This window comes from Acetobacterium tundrae (genome assembly GCF_008086615.1).
In the GTDB taxonomy this organism is placed as follows: domain Bacteria; phylum Bacillota; class Clostridia; order Eubacteriales; family Eubacteriaceae; genus Acetobacterium; species Acetobacterium tundrae.
Genome location: NZ_RXYB01000001.1, coordinates 95,279 through 114,957, shown reverse-complemented (window position 1 = coordinate 114,957; position 19,679 = coordinate 95,279). Strand labels below are relative to the sequence as shown.

Sequence of the window (19,679 nt, the reverse complement as noted above, 5' to 3'; positions counted from 1 at the left end):
AAGCAGTAAAACTGGGTAACAAAAAAGCCCCGGGCATTAAGCCGTGTTAATGAATCTGTAAAGAGTTTTGTAAATAAAGATTAATTTTTATCCAGATCCAAGTTTGCAATCAAATTGTTAATATTCAAAGGTGGTACAGATCCCTAGAGGCAGCTCTCGAAAGTACGGCAACGATTATGGATTCCGGTAAGTTGGTCGTAAAAGCTTAAATAATGAATTGATTCTTCTGAATTTTTTCTATCTGTGATATCGAATAGGACATCCAGCAATCATAGAGGCGACACCATAGAACTCAGGGCGTACACCGCTTGACTCTATCCCTTCTGCACCACGTTTCATTTTTATATTCTCACAGGCCGTTTTTGGCTTTATTACTTTGCTGCAGCAAGAAGCATCATCACCGCTTCCAGGGCAGCACCACCAATTGTCCGAGCTTTGTCAGAAATCAGAAAGCAGTTTTTCTGCTGATCCCGACGCGGATCGATATCCGCAATTTTGAAGCCTTTCGTCACCATGTATCCGTCTCGTATCATCCCCCGGATAGCACCAGTGATACCGGCCGTTACGTATACATCGCCGATTTTGCCAACGATCTCACCTTGATCGACTACATCTGTAATTTTATGAATGCCATAAAAAGCGCCTGCTGCCGGGGCACGAATAACCCGTTCTTTTCCATATCCGCCGATAATACCGGGATCCCCTGTGTTTGGAATCGTCGGTCCGTCGAAAACAAGACGGCCAAGATCATGTCCCCGCATGGTTTCAATAACAATCTGAACATCTTCTCCGGCTGAGAAACCGGGTCCCAAAGCAATCGTACCGGAAGCCATATCCATCCGGGTGCCCAGATTCTTTTTAGCTAAAATGGCGTCGATCAGTACATCCGGCTTTATCTGTTTCAGGAGATCCAGCTGAGGATCGATCATTATGGGAATCTGATATGTTTTCTCTGGTTTATTTTGCTGATGATTCAACGCCATAATCTGTTTGCAGTGATCTAAATTCATTGCTTTGATACCGATGATATCTTCCACCTGCCATCGTCCTTCATAAACCGCCTCACATAAAGCGACATATCGGCGTATCGCAGAGGGCTTGACGGTTTCACAGGCAATAACGTCGATACCTGCCCGAAGCAGTTTTTGAATCACGCCGGTAGCAATATCTCCGGCTCCTCGTACAATAACAAGAGGCTTTTTTTGATTATCCATCGTAACGCATCCTTTCTGGTTTTTAATCTCACAACCTTTGATGCCCGCATTTCTTTTTCAATAATGATGCAGGAATAGACAAACTATGATAAACTTTTATTAATATATGAAAAAGAAGGTTTAACTATGTTGCTCAATGATAATGATGAAACTCTAAAACTGACTGCCCAGCTTATTTCAATCGACAGTACCAACCCCGGTAAATTCGAAAAGCAAACAGGTGACTTTATTGCCGACTGGCTGACTTTTGAAACCGGACTTCCGGTAATAAAGGATGCCATCGCTCCCGGCCGGTTCAACGTTGTCTGTATCCTTGAAGGAGTTATCAAAGACCCTGCCTACGTCAACATCAATCACATGGATGTCGTACAAAGCGGCGAAGGTTGGGACACCGATCCCTTTATGCCGGTTTTCAAAAACAGCCGGCTTTACGGCCGGGGTTCTGCGGATATGAAATCAGGCCTGGCTGCTGGAATGATCGCTTTTCGGGATACTGTTAGATATGCCCAGGAAAAAGACATTCCGCCGGTACGCAATTACATCTTTATTGCCTCCGCCGATGAGGAAGGCAACAATATGCAAGGCAGCCTTCAGGCCGTTAACAGCGGCTATATTACAGCCAACAGTTATGTTCTTGACCACGAACCTTCCGGTGGTGTCATCTGGCAGGCACACAAGGGCAAAATATTTTTTGATCTTGAACTGATCAGTTCAAGCGGTGTTTCAGATGTCATTTATGGCATGGCCGAAACCATCCACCAAATCCGCTGTGAACTCAAATCACTGCCGGTGAACCCGACTTTCGGACCAAGCACCGTCTGCTTCGGAAAAATAAGAAACGATGAGAAAGCCGGCGGAACCTTAAAAACCTGTACCGTCACATTGGATATGCGGCTGTCCCCGCCCCTGACCCCTGAAAAGGCGATTGAATGCATTGAACATATCTTTTCGAAAATAAAGGAAAAAATGCCAGGTATTGAGAGCCGCTACCATATCATCACTCAAAAACCCTTTGTCGAAATGAATCCTGATTCACTGTTATTGCATGCCCTGAAAGAGGTTGTTTTTGACCTAACTGGAAAGCTGCCGGATACCGAAGTTTTTACCGGGTATACCGATACGGCTGTTGTGGCCGCGGTAACAGGCAACCGAAACACCATGTCTTATGGCCCCAAAGGCAGTACCCTTCATATTGCCAATGAATGGGTCGACTGTGCTTCCGTTCTGGAAGTGTGCGCCGTCTCCCGGCATCTTGCCAGACAAATGGTACTTGGACAGAAAACGAGGAACGATCATGAATAAAGCCATCAAACGCTACACCTATGAAATGACCATCCAGGGAATCCGAGTCCACGGTTCCACGCCCTGGCTGGGAGCCGATTCAATCATTGCCGCTGCCGAAACCATCCGGTTTATCAAAGCACAAATGCCGGCAATTGCGCAGGGCAATGTAACGTTTAATTCCATAAATGGCGGTGACAGTGTCAATGTCATGGCTGAGAACTGCACCATCAGGGTTGGCTTATCCGGATCTTTTCTGACTGCTGCTAAAGCAGAGGAACTTCTTTCCGGAGCACTGGCCGACGGGCTTAGGGAAGCACCGGGAACAACCGGCACCCTTGAGCTGATCCGATAAATTAATAAAAAACTCCCGAAAAGAAGAGGCTTCTTGAAGGGAGTTTTTTTACTTAGAAATGCTTATTTTTCGTAAGTACCGGTTGCTTGCGCATCGCTTGAGCAATAACCATCCCAAACAATTCTCCGGTAATTCTGTCGATCGGTATCACCTTCAGTGCTGAAACATAGTACTTTTGAATTTTTATCTAACTTCAGTTCATCTTTAAGCCATTTTAAATCAGGTCGTGTCATCACTGTAGCAACAAGACCGGCTGTAACCGCGCCGCTTTCTCCTGAAATAACTTTTGGATCAGTTCCAACCGTATTTCCTAATACACGCATACCTTCTGCTGCTACCCAGTCCGGACATGAAACAGCGTATTCGTCGCATTCGGTAATAACGTCCCAACCAATCTGGTTGGGTTCGCCGCAAGCCAGGCCGGCCATGATTGTGTCCATATCGCCAGTAACAAAGTGCAGTTTATTGTCTTTGGCTTCCGCTGTTTTATAAATGCAATCGGCTTTATTCGGTTCGACGATGGTAATGATCGGTTTTTGATCGCCATAGTAGTTTGTCAGCAGACCTGAAACCGCGCCGGCTAAGCTGCCCACCCCAGCCTGAAGAAATACATGGGTCGGAACGTCATCGCCAAGCTGTTCAGTCGCTTCAAAAGCCATTGTTGCATATCCCTGCATGATCCATCGGGGAATTTCTTCATAACCTTCCCATGCCGTATCCTGAACCATGATCCAACCTTTTTCATCGCCCATTTTATTGGCCAGACGAACTGCTTCATCATAGTTCATATCCGTAATGGATGCTTCTGCACCTTCGGCACGAATGTTATTCAGACGTTCCTCAGCACTGCCCTTTGGCATATAAACAACTGATTTCTGTCCCAATTCCCGTGCGGTCCAGGCAACCCCTCGGCCATGATTTCCGTCAGTTGCTGTTACAAAGGTTAAATCGCCGAGTTTCTTCTTTGTTTCCGGATCCGTCAGTTTTTCATAAGTCAGTTCATTTTCTTTGATGCCCAGCTTCTGAGCCATCCACTGACCGATGCTATAGCTTCCACCAAGCACTTTAAAGGCATTTAATCCAAAACGATAAGATTCATCCTTAACATACATTCCTGCCAGACCCAGTTTCTTTGCCAGTTCTTTAAGATCGGCCAGTGGTGTTTCCTGATAAGCTGGGAAGCTCCGATGGTAGTCGATAACATTTTTGCCATGATCCACGCTTAAAAACGCTTTAACGTCTGAACTTTCTTTGGCCTTTGGAATATCAGTGATATAAAATCCATCTTTCATAATTTATCATTTCCTTTATCTTTATTTTAATTTCATGAGATATTTTCCTGTTCTTCGCTTTCACTTTTAGCCCGGGCTACATAACGGTATACGCTCGGTTCACTGATCTCAAATTTTTCAGCACAAAATGAAACGGCGCCTCTTAACTGGAAGAAGCCATCTTTATACATTTCTGAAACGATTTTCTGACGATCCTGAGGTCTGCTTAAAACGACATCAGGGTTCTTATCAATAAAATGTTCATACATCGATTCCATTGAACCTGAATTGCCATCTGAAAAAACTTCGCCGGCAAAAATGACCTTGTTGATATCTAAATTTCGCAAGTTCGTTGTTTCCGCGCCAATGCTTTCAAAAAATTCTTGCGTGGCGATCATTGGTTCCATATTAAAATTAACACACAAAGCTCCGATCGGTTCCCCGTAATCATTTCGGATCAGTACGGTTGAAGATTTGAAACGTCTGCCGTCCCTACCAATCGCATCATGCCGAATCAGGAAATCATCATTATCTTCGTTATTTTCTTTTTCTTTTTGCAACATTTTAATCATGACATCCTTCATCAGAAAGCCAACTTTACGCCCGCTTAAATGGCCGTTGGCAATGGCGATAATTGGATGTTCCGGACCGGTGAGATCGTAAAGAAAAACCTCATAGTTTTCGCCCAGGGTTTTTCCTAAAAAATCCACAAAAGGAATATATTTTTTTAATTCTTTTGCAACTTTTGTCATGGTCTACCTCGTTATTTCATTCGTTTTACTAAATAATTAATTTCTATTTTAAACGTCTATCGTATAAATATACACTACCGCTTTCATAAAATCAACGGATTACCAATAGAAACCACTATTCAGCTATCATGAAAACCATCGTTAGTCGTTAATAAGCCAGGTTCCTGTTTTTCCTTCAAGTCCCTCTTCCAATTTATAAAGAGATGTAATCAATGTTTTTCTACCTGGTGCAGAAGTTGTGAATTCGATCGCTGCCTTTATTTTAGGAAGCATCGAGCCTTCGGGAAATTCGCCTTCGTTGGCAAATTTTTCTGCCTGGCTTACTGTTAGCTGATCCAGCCATTTTTCATCAGGCTGATTGAAATGAACCGCAACTTTTTCAACGCCGGTCAAGATAACCAGACTGTCACAGGAAGCATCGGCCGCAATCATCACCGAGACCCAATCCTTATCGATAACCGCATCGACGGCACGATACCATTTATCTTCTTCATAGATGGGAATTCCACCGCCACCGCCGGCAATAACAACGGATCCGGAAGCAATTAATGCGTTGATTGAATCTTTTTCTAAAATCGCTTTCGGCATCGGTGAAGGAACCACTTCACGGTAGCCGCGACCGGAATCTTCGATCATCACTTTGCCCGTTTTTTCCAATTCATCGGCTTCTGCTCTGGTAAAGAAAGCCCCAACCGGTTTTGTCGGGTTTTGGAAACGTGGATCGTTTTTATCTACCAGAGCCCGTGTGATGACGGTTACAACCGGTTTATCAATCCCGTTTTTACGCAGTTGATTCTGAATCGCATTCTGCAGGTGATACCCAATATAACTTTGGCTCATTGCCACACATTCAGAAAGCGGCATTATTTTCTGACGGCTTTCCCTGTTTCCATAATCAATTGATGTTTTCAGCATCCCGACCTGTGGGCCATTTCCATGACAAATAACAATTTCATAACCCTTTTCGATCAGATCGGCAATTGGCTTAGCAACAATGCCGACGGTTTCGATAAGTCCGTTAAAATCAGTACCCAGGGCGTTGCCACCGAGTGAGATTAAAATACGTTTTCCCATTATTGAACTCCTTTTTAATTTATCGAGCAACTCATAAGCCATTACAATCAGGCCTTATGAGTTTCTCAAGAGGATAGTCGTGCCAAAATTTCAAGGCCGATATGATCACTGTCTGCATCAAGTCGAACCGGCTGTACTTGCCCGAACTTATGCACAAACTCTATGAAAAATCAGCCTTGCAAATTTTGTCCTACTATTAATTTTCTTAGTTCTGACTATTCATTTTCGGTGTAAATGGTTGGCAGCACACTGTAAATGGCCGCACATTTCACAAGATCATCTTTCCATGTGATTTCGTTTGGAGCATGAGCCTGAGCTTCTTTACCCGGTCCAAGACCTACGACTGGGATATTGTGACGTCCCATAATGGCAACCCCATTAGTTGAGAAAGTCCATTTGTCAATAACCGGTTCTTCATAGAGACTTCTGAATGCTTCTGCCAATGCTTGCGTTTCAGGAGCTTCTTCGGGAAGTACCCAGGTTGGGAAGAAGCAATCCTGTTCATAAACTTCACCGGTCCAGGATGGACGATTATATTTGTACATTGTCACTTCTGCGTTGTATTTCTTACAGCTTGGAAGATCAGCAATTTCTTTGATACAGCTTTCGTAGCTTTCACCAACCGTCATACGACGGTCAATAGAAATGGCACAGCCATCTGCCACAGCACATCTGGAAGGAGAGGTATAGAATATTTCAGAAACAGCCAGGGTTCCTTTTCCTAAAAACGCATCATCGGCAAGGTCGTTGTTAAGGTCTCTGACTTCCTGAAGGATATCAGCCATCTTATAAATAGCATTGTCGCCACGTTCTGGAGCCGAACCATGACAGGAAACCCCTTTAACTTCAACACGGATTTCCATCCGGCCACGCTGGCCCCGATGGATCCGGCCGTCGGTTGGTTCAGTTGAAATAACAAATTTTGGTTTGATACCGTCTTTTTCAATGATGTATAACCAGCACATGCCATCGCAGTCTTCTTCCTGAACGGTACCGGTAACCAATACCTGATATTTATCATTAAGAAGTCCCCGATCTTTCATGATCTTAGCGCCATAGACAGCACTGACGATACCGCCAAGTTGATCGGAAGTACCACGTCCGCCGATATTCACATCATCTTCAAAACCTTCACAGGGATCGAAATCCCAGTTTGAAAGTTCGCCGATACCAACCGTATCGATATGGGCATCGTAAGCAATGAGTTCTTTTCCGGTGCCCATAAAACCAAGGATATTTCCCAATGGATCAACCATTGTTTTATCAAAACCCAGTTTTTCCATTTCTTCTTTAATCCGGTAAACTTTATCCTTTTCGTTACAGCTTTCACCGTAAAGTTTTACCAGATCCCGAAGGAACTTGGTCATATCAGCACGGTAACCTTCAGCTGCTTTTTTTACTTCATCAAAATCTATCTTTGTTTTTGTCATTCTTTTATCCTCCATTTATTATAATATTCAGGTATTTTCGAAACTTCGAAGCATCAACCGATTATTGTTTTACACACTGAGTGTTAACTATTCGTTGATTCTGCTTTGATCTTTATCCCAAAGTTCCTGTAATTTATCTTTTGGATTTTTGATTTTCTGCATGAAGATCATTGCCGCAATAACATAAGGTTTGTAACTTGCTTCCTTGTACAAAGGCACTCTGTATCGATCAAATACGCTTGCTTCAACTTCGCCTTCATCACAGCTTACGCCGGTGATATCAGCTGGCAGACAATGCATGTAAAGCGCTTTTCCCGCTTTGGTAGTGGCCATTAATTCTTCGGTGCATGTCCAGTCTTTATGTTGTGCATTCTGGGCCAGCAATTCTTTTTCCAATTTGTCTATTTCATCAAATTTGCCGTCTCCGTAAAATTCGGTTCTTTTTTCCATAGCAGCAAATGGTGCCCAGCTTTTTGGGTAAACGATGTCGGCATTCTTAAACGCTTCGGCCATATCGTTTGTTCTCTTGAACGATCCGCCTGATGCTTGTGCATTTTTGTTGGCGATTTCTTCAACTTCTCCCATGACTTCATAGCCTTCTGGATGCGCCAGTACTACTTCTGCTCCTAAACGGGTTAATAACCCAATAATTCCCTGGGGCACTGAAAGCGGTTTTCCGTAAGATGGTGAGTATGCCCAAGTCATTGCAATTTTTTTGCCCTTGATGTTTTCGAGGCCGCCCATTTCATGGATGATATGTAAGGCATCGGACATACTCTGTGTGGGATGATCAATATCGCATTGAAGATTGACAATGGTTGGTCGTTGTTCAAGAACGCCGTCCTCGTGGCCTTCTTTGACATAATCAGCAAAGTCTTTCTGATAGGTATGGCCTTTGCCGATGTACATGTCATCACGAATTCCCACAACATCAGCCATGAAAGAAATCATATTGGCTGTTTCCTTAACGGTTTCGCCATGGGCTTGTTGTGATTTTGCTTCGTCAAGATCCTGAACTTCAAGACCAAGAAGATTACAAGCTGAAGTAAATGAGAAACGCGTACGTGTGGAATTATCGCGGAATAATGAAATTCCTAAGCCTGAATCAAAAATTTTCGCACTCTTATTGTTTACCCGCAGTTCTCTAAGAGCATCAGCAACAGTGAAGATCGCTTTTAATTCATCATCTGACTTATCCCATGTGAGAAAAAAATCATTCTGAAATAAATCCTTGCATTCGAGCTTTCCCAGCTCCTCTAAATAATCTTTGAAATCCATTGTGTTTTCTCCTTTAATATAAATATTATATTTTTTTTCTGAACTCATCTGGCAACTGTGAGGTTAGCTTTAACACAAAACTTAAAATGTGATAACTAATTATTGGTAAGTGATAGATATTTATCACTTACCAATAATATACTCTCATTGCTCAATAAAGTCAAGAGAATTTTGCAAACTTTTTTTTAAATTAAGTATCATAATGACCTGATCGTTATGACCCAATTCTCCATTCATACCGGGATGTTTAACGTTTACTATTTTTTTCGGTTAAACGATATCCTGGGGAACATCAACATCCCTTAATTCGTTGCTATTGATATCAAAATAGTCAACATCCTCAAGATGCCTTTTCATAACGGCTTTTCCACCGCCGTCTCCTGTTAAATCAAAGAGTTCAGGATAATATTTCTGATCGAAACTTACCGGACTGCCTGATACCTCTTTAGCAGATGCACACAGAAAACCAGCCGGTGTTGATCTTGCCGCCAACATAAAATCGGATAATGTTTCAGGTCTTAACCATGGCTGATCGGCTGTCAAGAAAACAGCCGCTTCATGCTTCACAAAATCATCTTTTAAAGGCCAAGCCAATCCGATTTTGATTGAATTGGCTTGGCCTTCTTCAGGATTAGCATTGTCAATAGCTGTCAGACCCAGTTGATCGGCTTCCCGAAGAATTTCTTCATAAGCTGAAACAACAATGCCGATGCCCGCATCGGGATGATTTTTGAAGAAAGTACTGACATTATTCAAAACAGAACAATACATCGGCTGCCCATTCACTGGAGCAAAAAGCTTATTTGTGCCAAAGCGTCTGCTCAAACCCGAGGCCATGATAATCACTCTTAAGAATCTCACCACCATCACCTCCTTCATTTCTATCTTTTACAGAAACATCCTGAAGAATTAGTGTACGCTACCGTGCATCAACAGGTTCTGCAGATTGCAATTCTTCTTTCTTAACATCCGGTTTGTCTTGAGGCAGGATTATGTTAAGGAATACCGCAACTGCAGCTGCTATTGCAACGCCAGAACCTTCAAATAACATCTTTACGGTTGGATCGAAGTACTGTGCTGCCGTTGGAACAAGTGCAAATCCTACGCCTAAACCAAGCGATGCTGCCAGAATTGTTGCATTTCTGCCCTTCAGCGGCTGTTCTGTAACCTGGTTTACTCCGCTTACGATCAACATGGTGAACATCATAACAGCGGCGCCTCCTAAAACACTGGGTGGCATTAACGCGATCACTGATCCGATTTTAGGGAACAGTCCGCAGATGATCAGGAATATGGCTCCGGTAGCAATCGTGAATCTGTTGACAACCTTAGTCATCGTAATTATGCCAACATTCTGTCCGTATGATGTGCTTGGCAGAACATTGAAGAATGCCGCGAAGATGGAAGCAATACCGTCAGCCATGACAGATCCGGAAATTTCCTTTTCGGTAGCAGGTCTTCCGATTCCCCCGGCAGTGATACCGCAGACATTCCCAACCGTTTCGATAGTGGAAACAATGTAGATGACACAAATTGCTATGATGGCATCCAGATGGAATTCAAATCCAAACTGCATCGGTATTGGTAATGATACCCAGCTTGCTGCAGCGATTGAATCAAAGCTTATTTTTCCGAGCGGTATCGCAACGATATAGCCAACAATAAGACCGATCAGAATTGATGATTTGCTTGCAAGTCCCTTAGTAAAATACTGCACCCCTATGATGGTTATAATGACTATGGTTCCAAGCAGAATGTTCTGCCATGATCCGAAGTCATTGGCACCAACACCACCGGCGAAGTATTTCATTCCTGTTCCGATAAGTGACACACCTATTGTGATCAGCACAACTCCGGTGACGATCGACGGGAAAAATTTTCTGATGTATTTAAGACTAAAACCCAGAAATATCTGAAATACACCACCTACCAAGGCAGCACCTAAAACGCCAGGCAGCCCGTATCTTTCGGCTATTGACAGACACACTGCCAGGAATCCAAAACTGGTACCCATAATAATTGGCAATCTTGCTCCGACAGGTCCGATTGGATAAGCCTGGATCAATGAAGCGATACCTGCAACAAACATGGCGCACTGTATCAGAAATGCTGTCTGCTCCAACGGGAGATGCAAAGCACCCGATATAATAATGACCGGAGTTACGTTACCGACAAACATGGCGAGCACGTGCTGCAGCCCTAAGGGAATTGCTGTTCCCAGAGGCGGTTTTCCATCAAGCTCATAAATCAATTGTCTTTTATCCTTAATTTCCTGGTTCATAATTTTTTCTCCTTAGAAAGTAGTTATTTTTGAAATGCTTTATTAAACGTTTCTCTAACCGCTTACTTTTTATAAGCGGTATGCTGAATCGGCAGTGACAGTCTTTCTTCACCATCGATACGACGGTAGGCATTTGCAATGGCCGGTGCAGCGGGAATACTGCTGATTTCGCCAACCCCTTTTGCACCATACGCCAGACCCTGCTTGTTTGCCTTTTCAACCAGCTTCACCTGGAGTTCCGGGCGTTGTTTTGCACGAAGCAGACCCAATGTTCCATACTTGCTTTTTACATAACCTTTATCCATGATAAAATCTTCTGTTACAGCAAAGCCCATACCCATTAGAATTCCGCCTTCACCCTGACCTTCACAAGCCTGAGGATTGATGATCTGACCGACATCATAGGCCGCAGTAAATTTGCTGATCTTCATGTCGTCCCCAATTTTCGCCACCCCTGCCGCATATCCGTAAGCGATATGGCTGACGGGATGGGGTTTATCCGAACCCATGGGATCTGTCTGTCCAAAATATTCGGCATAGAATTCCTGGCCATTGAGTTCTTCAAGTGAATCTTCCTTTAAAGCTTCGTTTAATTTCAGACCTGCCAGACGGGTTGCCTCACCGGTAAACAGGGTCTGACGCGATGCAGTGGTTGTGCCAGAATCCGGTGTCAATAATGTATCGGGTGCTTCAACAAATACCTGATCGTATTTCAGTCCGGTTGTTTCACAGAGAATCTGCAGCACCACCGTGCCGATTCCCTGACCGATGCAGGCCGCCGATGTGCGGATATGAACGATGCCATCAATGACCACCAGCTTCATTCTACCGATATCCGGCAAACCAACACCGATGCCACTGTTTTTCATGCAAACACCCAAACCCGTCCGGGGGCTGCTGTAATAAGCATCCTTAACCGCCTCTAGGCACTCAACCATGGCCGTTTCGTCACCGGCGATCTGACCGTTTGGCAATGATTCCCCGGAACGGATGGCATTTTTATAACGGAATGCCCAGGGATCCATTCCCGCCATTTCCGCAAGCAGATCAATGTTTACTTCCTGTGCAAAGGCGCTTTGGGTTACTCCAAAGCCACGGAAGGCACCACCAGGAACGTTATTGGTATAGACGCAGGTCCCTTTAACGGCGAAATTATCGTAATGATAGGGTCCGCCGGAGTGGGTGCATGCTCGTTGCAGAACCGGTCCGCCTAACGAAGCATAAGCACCACAGTCCGAGACGATGACAACCTTGCTGGCAGTGAGATTCCCTTCCTCATCACAGGCGGTTGTGATATCCATTTCCATGGCATGACGTTTCACATGGATATTCAGACTTTCCTGTCGCGAGAACTGCACTTTCACCGGCTTACCTGTTTTCCAGGCCATTAACGCCGCATGATGCTGAACACTCATATCCTCTTTTCCGCCAAATCCGCCCCCGACGAGTTTGCTTTGACTGCGGATATTTTCAGCCGGCAGTTTCAGCATCCGGGAAACCTCATGCTGTTCGTCATAGATTCCCTGGGATCCGGTTAACAGCATATAATGATCGTCCCCTTCGGGAATCGCAATGGCACATTCCGGTTCCATAAAGGCATGGTCCGTTTGTGGAGTGGAATAATGCCGGGTTACCACATATTTTGAATTGGCAATCGCCGCATCCACATTCCCGCGATTTACTTCCTCTACATCAAGAATATTTCCTTTTTCATGAATCTTCGGTGCATCCGGTTTTAACGCCTCTTCTGGCGACAACATTGGTACCAGCTCGGTATATGCCACTTCAATCAAACTCAAAACCTCATCAAGGGTTTCTTTATGCCTGGTTGCAACAAGGGCCAGGGCATCGCCGATATATCGGGTGATGTCGCCCTTGGGAATCAGCACATCCCAGTCTGGAACAATATGGCCGGTTTTATTATAAGGCACATCCTCAGCCAGTAAAACCTCAACACAATCCGGGTGAGCCTTGGCCTTTGAAATATCAATTTTTTCCACCCGGGCCCGGGGATATTTTGTTCGGAGGGCTTTTGCATAAATCATACCTGCTACCACAACGTCATCCACATACTGGCCGGTTCCAAGAACCTTTTCTTTTGCATCAACCCGGTGAACCCGTTTTCCGATACCGGCCGCTTCAATTTTTTTAGGAATCGGCAGATCTTCTCTGAACAACTTGGCGGCAAGCATGATTGCCTCTTCGATCTTGACATAACCGGTGCATCGGCAGATATTGCCGTGGATTGCAGCTTTCACTTCATCAGGAGTCGGATTCAGGTTTTCATCCAGCAAGGATTTTGCACTCATGACCATCCCCGGGATACAGAAACCGCATTGAACGGCTCCGGCTTCACCGAAGGCATACACATAAACATCCTTTTCATACTGGGACAAACCTTCAATTGTTACCACCGTCTTGCCTTCATATTTGGATAACTTACCAACACAGATTTTTGTTTTCCGGCCGTCAATGATAACGGTGCAAGCCCCACAGGCGCCTTCGCTGCAGCCATCTTTTGTACCGGTCAGATGCAGTTCATCTCTCAGAAAATCCAGAAGTACCGTATCTTTTTCAGATTCGTACATCTTTCCATTAACTTTAATCTGATACATTGTTTTTCTCCTTATTTCGCATAAACACCGTTGTTTTTCACAATAAGCTTATCGTTTACAACAACCTGGTCACCATTCAGGAAGACATCCTTGACACAACCATTTACCTTAAAGCCCTCATAAGGGGTGTAGTCCACATTCTCAGCCTGGTTCTCTGCTTTAATGACCGATTCACCGTCTTTTTTGTAGATCACCAAGTCGGCATCGCTGCCCACTGCCAGTACCCCCTTTTGAGGATACAGGCCATAGAGCCTGGCCGGATTTTCACTTAACAGTCGTACCAGCTGAACCGGACCCAGGCCTTCGGTTTCATGAAACAGAGTATACATCAAAGACACACGCTGTTGCACACCGGGAATGCCATTGGGGACCTTGGTAAAATCATCGCGTCCCAGTGTCTTCTGTCCGTCAAAATTATAACTGCAATGATCCGTTGCAATCGTCTGAATTTCGCCATTCACAACGGCCTGACGTAAAGCAATCTGATCTGCCCGACTCCGAGCTGGTGGTGAAAACATGAATTTTGCCGACTCAAACCCCGGCAAGTGATAACAGGAATCGTCCAGCAGCAGATATTGCGGACAGGTTTCAACCGTTATCTGTATGCCGGATGCTCTTGCTTGTCTGATTTCTTCAAGCCCTGCTTGAGAACTCAAATGAACCACATGGACCGGATAATCCACCATTTTTCCAATCGTCGCCAGCCGGTTGATGGCCTCTGCCTCAATTTCAGCCGTATGGCACAGAGGGTGAGAGGCAGGTGACAATTCACCCCGGATCCGGCATTTTTCGGTAAGCACATCAATGAGATAACCATTCTCACAATGCGCGCCCAGTACGCCGCCAACCGCCTTCACGGCTTCCAGACTGCGGTAAATATCATCATCCATTAAACGAAACCCATAGGCCAGATAGACTTTAAAGGAAGTCACTCCAAGCTGTTTCATCGCTTTTATTTCGGTTTCCACCTTTTTATCAAAATGGGTGATTTCCATATGAAAACGGTAGTTGCAGCTGGAAACGCCCTGAGCCTTCGCTAGGGATTCATTGAATCCTTCAACCAGTGAGCCGGTTTCAGAGGGTGAAGCAAAATTAATGATGGTTGTCGTTCCGCCGAGAACCGCCGCCTTCGTGCCGGATTGAAAATCATCCGCGGTTGTTGTCATGGCGTTTTTCATTGCGAAATGGGTGTGGGCATCAATAAACCCCGGAAAAACATAACAGCCTGATGCATCCACAACCCGATCGTCTTCTGTTGGTTCAATATGCGAAGCAATGCGAACGATCTTATTCCCGTCTACCGCAATATCTCCCTGGGTGACCGCGTCTGAGACAAGATCCCCATTTTTAATGATAATCATATTAAATAGTATGGATGCTGTTCATTAAATGCACCCACAACTCCTTTTAGCGTTTCCGGAAGGCTGTCAAATTCCATCTGACTTTCTGTGTTTTCCCAGCGAACCAGCCATTGATCGCCCAGCTGACAGAATCCCTGGTTTTTGCTTTGATGGAAATCAGCTCCACTGTCGAAGAAAGTCAGTCGATCCAGATAGGGTTGACAAGGCTCAACGCAGTTGCAGGCACAATTGCCGCATTCATTACAGCTTCCATCAATGTGAACAATGAGTTTGGTATCCACAAGCTCGACGATTTCGTTTGCTCTGTTGGGACAGGCACGAACGCAGTTTTTGCATAAGGCTTTACAGTAAATACTGTCATCGCGCTGATTGGTGAAACCAGGGGATTCATTGTATTTTTTACGGGCCGCCTCACTTTTGATGTAATGTTTATCTGTGGTCACATTGCCAACGATGTCTTTGACGCTTTTTATATCCGTAAGCCGTTCTTCGCTCGATGAAAAGCCGGACAGTTTTTCAGAAATCACTGCCATCTGATCCAGACCCAGCCCTTTTAAAAGAACAGTGCATACCGTAATCGGCCAGATACCGCATTGAAAGATTTCCGCAACATTATCTTTGTCAACACCGCCGCTGTAGGAAATCAGCATTTTTCCGTCAAAGGCTTCCGAAATTTTTTCTGCCACCATAATGGTTAAGGGGTACAGGGATTTACCTGACATATACATCTGTTCCCCTGGCAGCTCATTGTTGTTTACTTTCACCGGCAAGGTATTGGATAGCTTGACCCCAAAATCCAGACCGATTGCTTTGGCCTTATTCTGAAGGCGTGACAGCATCGATACCGCCTGGTTAAACTGAAGATCAACCTTGAACTGTTGATCATCCACCGCAATATAGTCATAACCCATTTTGTCCAGTGTTTTTCGTACCAGCTCATAACCCAGCAAAGTCGGATTGCATTTCACACAGGTATATAAGCGCTTTTCTTCAATTAAATAACTGGTAATCGCTTCTATTTCGTCCGCCGGGCACCCGTGCATCGTTGAAAGGGTTACCGATTGGGATACCTGGCTTGGGATTTGGCCGACATAAGCGGCGTCAATATTTTTGAATCTGGCCAGGTTATTTAAAGACCATGCTTCGCATTCTGCCCAGATCGACGTATTCCCGGCATTTTTCAAGCCTTCGATAAAGTCATCCACCGTTTTAGACTTAATTCCTTCAAGATTGTATCCAACACTCATGTTGAAAACAAATGCGTCCGGATCGCCTAATCCAAATTCCCTGCTGATCAATTTTAGTGCATACCAGGCTTTGATGTATTCTTCCATTGCCTTATCAGCAGAATATTCAGCCGACCATTCGACATTATAGGCCTCGTCTCTGGAGTTAATGCAGGGACGAGGAATGCCCAGATCTTCGCCATATATCTGTTGTATCGTTTTCAACTCAAAGAATCGTCCCCCGGCCGCATAACAGGCGACAATGTTCTGCGCCAGCTGGGTATGCGGTCCGGCTGCAGGTCCAATGGGGTTCTCGATTTGACTTCCCATTATGGAAAGCTGCTGATTGGCGGTACAGTCAATTATTTTTGAAACATTGAAAATGGTATGATGAAGCCGGTATTCTTCTAAAATGTGGTTCATCAACCGACCAAAAGGGATTGCATTCATTACATCGCTCATATTTTTTCTCCTAATTATTAACCATTCAGCCGTTTCCAAAGAGAATCGGCCTCTGCTCTGACTTCAGTTAGAAGAGCTTTTTTATTCATCCCCTGAAGTTCCCGGTCTTTCATTCTTACGATACCGTCCGAAATGGTTGTGACAACATCAGAACCATTGACTCCAAATAAAAGATGTGAATTGATATTTGATTCATTCATTGCGGTTGGCGCATCGTAATCAATAACAATAACATCTGCCACAGCTCCTGGTTTTAAAACACCCAGTGTTTGGCTAAAATGACGCTCTGCCATCATGCGATTATTATTAAACAGCATCTCCGGGACTTCCGTCCACCCTACTCCGGGGTTCTGTGCGCGATGCTTAACCAGACAATTTGCCGCTTTATAGGATTCAAACATATCGCTGGTATAGCCGTCTGTTCCAAGTCCCAATAAAATGCCCTCATTATAAAGTTTTAATATATCCGGTGCACCGACGGCATTCCCCATATTGCTTTCCGGATTGTGCACGACCATTGTATCCGTTTCGGCCAGACGTTTGACTTCGTCATCATTTACATGAATGCAATGTCCCGCAAGGGTTTTTTTACCCAAAATACCTTTTTGATACAATCGTTCAACCGTGCGCAGCCCATACTTGTTCAGGCTGTCTTCCAAATCAGCGATGCCTTCAGCGACATGAATATGGTAGCCTAAATTTTCGGCATTTTCGTTTACAACATAATCAAGGGTTTCAGAGCTTAATGTAAAGGATGCGTGCAGTCCCATCATTGCGGTAAGATGATCCGGATCTTTTTTTGCTTCCTGTGCAAAACGGAGATTTTCAGCTACGGCTTTCTCCATTTCTTCCCGACCGTTTCGGTCACTGACTTCATAACATAAACAGGAACGTACCCCAAACCGTTTGGCTTCCTCTGCAATCACTGAAAGACTTCCGTCGATTTCACCATAACTGGCATGGTGATCAAAAATCGTTGTCACGCCATATTGAATACAGGACAGGTAAGTTGCCACCGCCGAAGCTTTTGTATTCGGATTCATTAATCCTTTATCAATTCGAAACCATTGACCTTCAAGCACCTCGAGAAAATCTTTTGGTGCAAAATCAGTCAGGCTTAATCCTCTGGCCAGAGCCGAGTAAATATGATGATGGACATTGATCAGACCCGGATGAATGATGCCGCCATGAGCGTCAACATAGTCTGCTTCCGGATATTTTTTACGAAGCATTTCAAAATCACCGACTTCGATAATCTTTGTATCTTCCATGACAACCGCACCGTGTTCGATCATCGGGCGTTTCGCATCTCGGGTAAAGACTGTTCCTTCTCCAAGCAATATCATGTTTTTTTCCTTTCAACTAAAAATCAAAAACACACGGAAGTTCGAGAAACCCTAACTTCCATAGCCTTAATTATTGATTAAGATCCGCAATACATTCGATTTCAACCTTACCATCTTTCGGTAATGCTTTTACGGCAACACATGAACGGGCCGGATTTTCGCCCTGGAAAAATTCCCCATAAACTTCATTAACCGTTCCAAAATCACCCATGTCGGTTAGAAAAATAGTGGTTTTAATAACGCTTTTGTAATCAATTCCTGCTTCTGACAGTATTGCCGACATGTTTTTTAGTGAACAACGCGCCTGATCAGCAACACCAACTGGAATTTCGCCTGTTTCCATGTTAATTCCCAACTGACCGGATACATAAAGTGTTCCATTGGCTGCAATCGCTTGTACATAAGGACCGATTGCTGCCGGTGCTTTTTCAGTGTTAATAATTTTCTTTCCCATTTTTTTTACTCTCCTTTTAAATTGTTGTTTAAATCCAATGAATTTACCTTGTTTGTCAATTCCGATTTCCATTCATGCCTAACGATTACATTGCTGCAACCAATTTCTAATTCAAAGTATGCATGACATCACTATCTATAAGTATTACCAATAAAGTTTGTCAATCATAGTGATAAACTTTTACAACTTTATGATAACTATTTATTACTCGCATTATAACAGTCAATTAATAATAAATCAATCAAAAAATAAAAAGAATTCTTTTTTTGATCTGGTGTCTCTGTTTCTCATTAAATCAGAGTTTTCCAACAGCTCCATTGTATAATGTACCCATAGAACAAGACACTTTTTTTAAATCTAAGTGAATCTGCTATACTAAAGGCAGTTAATCCTGCCAGGAAAACAAGAAGTTCAAACAGATATGAAACGACGACAATTCACTCCGAGTTTAAAGCTAAAGTTGTGATGGAAATGCTTCGTGCGGAAAAAGCCACCAGCGAAATCGCCACAGAAACAGAGCGACCTTCTGGATGTCAATCGTACCAGTGGGTATTATCTGCCGGCAAAAAAGAATCAGATGTATGAAAACTAGATTAAGGAAAGTCTGGAATCATCCCTTCGGTCAATACTCTGCCTGACAAAGCAATCTCGTCTTATTTAAAGTACAGCAGCCGAAGGTATTTTTTGGTATTCTAGATGCCTTTATGTCCAAGAAAAGCACTAAAGATAGGACGGGAGCAATATAAACATAACGCTGGGAACCTATACCCATGTATTAGAAAAACAAAAAACAAAAACGGCATCCCTTATTGACTCTCTCTACGATGATGAACCAGTACCCGTTGAAACAGTGACTGATTGCAATTTGATTGAAAGCGATGAAAAGCCTTATTTAAAGATTTTATAGTCTGCACATTTACTTGTGTTTAATCCAAACTAAATCAAGACTGCTAAATCATTACAATATTGGCTTTATGCTGGGTACCTGCCCATGAATTAGAAAAGCCTAAAATTAAAACATCCTCAAATAATGATGAACACTATCATCCAGCTCAAAAACAAAATGCTCTGTCTATCGGTTAAAATTCGGTTAAATAATAAAAAAGCCATTTATAAGTTACCTTATAAATGGCTTTGCTATGCGAAAAATGGTGCGCCCGGCGGGATTCGAACCCACGGCCTCTCGGTTCGTAGCCGAACACTCTATCCAGCTGAGCTACGGGCGCCTAATAATATCGTGGCCAGGGATACTTCCGTTGGCCACGAGTTATATTATAGC

The 19,679-nt window shown here is 43.9% G+C and carries 15 protein-coding genes and 1 tRNA gene; 2 read left to right on the top strand and 14 right to left on the bottom strand.

Annotation, left to right across the window (positions count from 1 at the left end; genetic code table 11):
* Nucleotides 1-371: 371 nt before the first annotated feature.
* Nucleotides 372-1,214 carry a selenium-dependent molybdenum cofactor biosynthesis protein YqeB gene (gene yqeB / locus FZC40_RS00510; RefSeq protein ID WP_148601993.1) on the bottom strand — a complete coding sequence of 281 codons (843 nt, stop codon included), beginning with the start codon at nt 1,212-1,214 and terminating at the stop codon, nt 372-374.
* Nucleotides 1,215-1,340: 126 nt separating this feature from the next.
* Between yqeB and FZC40_RS00505 the strand changes: the two genes are divergently transcribed.
* Nucleotides 1,341-2,516: a M20 family metallopeptidase gene (locus FZC40_RS00505; RefSeq protein WP_148601992.1), complete on the top strand. Its 1,176-nt coding sequence runs from the start codon at nt 1,341-1,343 to the stop codon at nt 2,514-2,516.
* Entirely contained in the window at nt 2,509-2,850 is a 342-nt protein-coding gene (locus tag FZC40_RS00500) for a peptidase dimerization domain-containing protein (protein ID WP_186843624.1), read from the top strand. The genes FZC40_RS00505 and FZC40_RS00500 overlap by 8 nt, the downstream gene beginning before the upstream one ends.
* A 62-nt stretch (nt 2,851-2,912) precedes the next feature.
* Here the strand turns inward: FZC40_RS00500 and dpaL are convergent, their stop codons facing one another.
* The 13 genes from dpaL to FZC40_RS00435 all read right to left on the bottom strand — a co-directional run bounded on the left by dpaL (nt 2,913) and on the right by FZC40_RS00435 (nt 19,626).
* Nucleotides 2,913-4,142: a diaminopropionate ammonia-lyase gene (dpaL, locus tag FZC40_RS00495; RefSeq protein ID WP_148601990.1), complete on the bottom strand. Its 1,230-nt coding sequence runs from the start codon at nt 4,140-4,142 to the stop codon at nt 2,913-2,915.
* 32 nt (nt 4,143-4,174) lie between these two features.
* Complete coding sequence (locus FZC40_RS00490) at nt 4,175-4,873, bottom strand: helix-turn-helix transcriptional regulator (protein WP_148601989.1); 699 nt, start codon at nt 4,871-4,873, stop codon at nt 4,175-4,177.
* 141 nt (nt 4,874-5,014) lie between these two features.
* Nucleotides 5,015-5,947, bottom strand: a complete 933-nt coding sequence (gene arcC, locus FZC40_RS00485) for a carbamate kinase (RefSeq protein ID WP_148601988.1) — start codon at nt 5,945-5,947, stop codon at nt 5,015-5,017.
* A gap of 215 nt (nt 5,948-6,162) precedes the next feature.
* The gene (locus FZC40_RS00480; RefSeq protein ID WP_148602170.1) at nt 6,163-7,362 is read right to left on the bottom strand and encodes a YgeY family selenium metabolism-linked hydrolase; all 1,200 of its coding nucleotides are present in this window, start codon (nt 7,360-7,362) and stop codon (nt 6,163-6,165) included.
* A gap of 102 nt (nt 7,363-7,464) precedes the next feature.
* Nucleotides 7,465-8,655, bottom strand: coding sequence for a knotted carbamoyltransferase YgeW (gene ygeW, locus FZC40_RS00475; RefSeq protein WP_148601987.1), 1,191 nt, complete (start codon nt 8,653-8,655; stop codon nt 7,465-7,467).
* 270 nt (nt 8,656-8,925) lie between these two features.
* Nucleotides 8,926-9,516, bottom strand: a complete 591-nt coding sequence (locus FZC40_RS00470; protein ID WP_186843625.1) for a nucleotidyltransferase family protein — start codon at nt 9,514-9,516, stop codon at nt 8,926-8,928.
* Nucleotides 9,517-9,574: 58 nt separating this feature from the next.
* On the bottom strand, nt 9,575-10,936 hold the full coding sequence (locus tag FZC40_RS00465) for a uracil-xanthine permease family protein (protein WP_148601985.1): 1,362 nt from the start codon (nt 10,934-10,936) through the stop codon (nt 9,575-9,577).
* Nucleotides 10,937-10,998: 62 nt separating this feature from the next.
* Complete coding sequence (gene xdh, locus FZC40_RS00460; protein WP_148601984.1) at nt 10,999-13,551, bottom strand: selenium-dependent xanthine dehydrogenase; 2,553 nt, start codon at nt 13,549-13,551, stop codon at nt 10,999-11,001.
* A gap of 11 nt (nt 13,552-13,562) precedes the next feature.
* Nucleotides 13,563-14,912 (bottom strand): dihydropyrimidinase, encoded by a 1,350-nt coding sequence (gene hydA, locus FZC40_RS00455; protein ID WP_148601983.1) that lies wholly within the window; start codon nt 14,910-14,912, stop codon nt 13,563-13,565.
* Nucleotides 14,909-16,600 carry a selenate reductase gene (locus tag FZC40_RS00450; RefSeq protein WP_148601982.1) on the bottom strand — a complete coding sequence of 564 codons (1,692 nt, stop codon included), beginning with the start codon at nt 16,598-16,600 and terminating at the stop codon, nt 14,909-14,911. Before FZC40_RS00450 ends, hydA begins: the two co-directional genes overlap by 4 nt.
* 17 nt (nt 16,601-16,617) lie before the next feature.
* Complete coding sequence (gene ssnA, locus FZC40_RS00445; RefSeq protein ID WP_148601981.1) at nt 16,618-17,946, bottom strand: putative aminohydrolase SsnA; 1,329 nt, start codon at nt 17,944-17,946, stop codon at nt 16,618-16,620.
* A gap of 70 nt (nt 17,947-18,016) precedes the next feature.
* Complete coding sequence (locus FZC40_RS00440; RefSeq protein WP_148601980.1) at nt 18,017-18,400, bottom strand: RidA family protein; 384 nt, start codon at nt 18,398-18,400, stop codon at nt 18,017-18,019.
* 1,149 nt (nt 18,401-19,549) lie between these two features.
* Nucleotides 19,550-19,626 (bottom strand) — tRNA-Arg (locus FZC40_RS00435).
* Between the last annotated feature and the right edge of the window lie 53 nt (nt 19,627-19,679).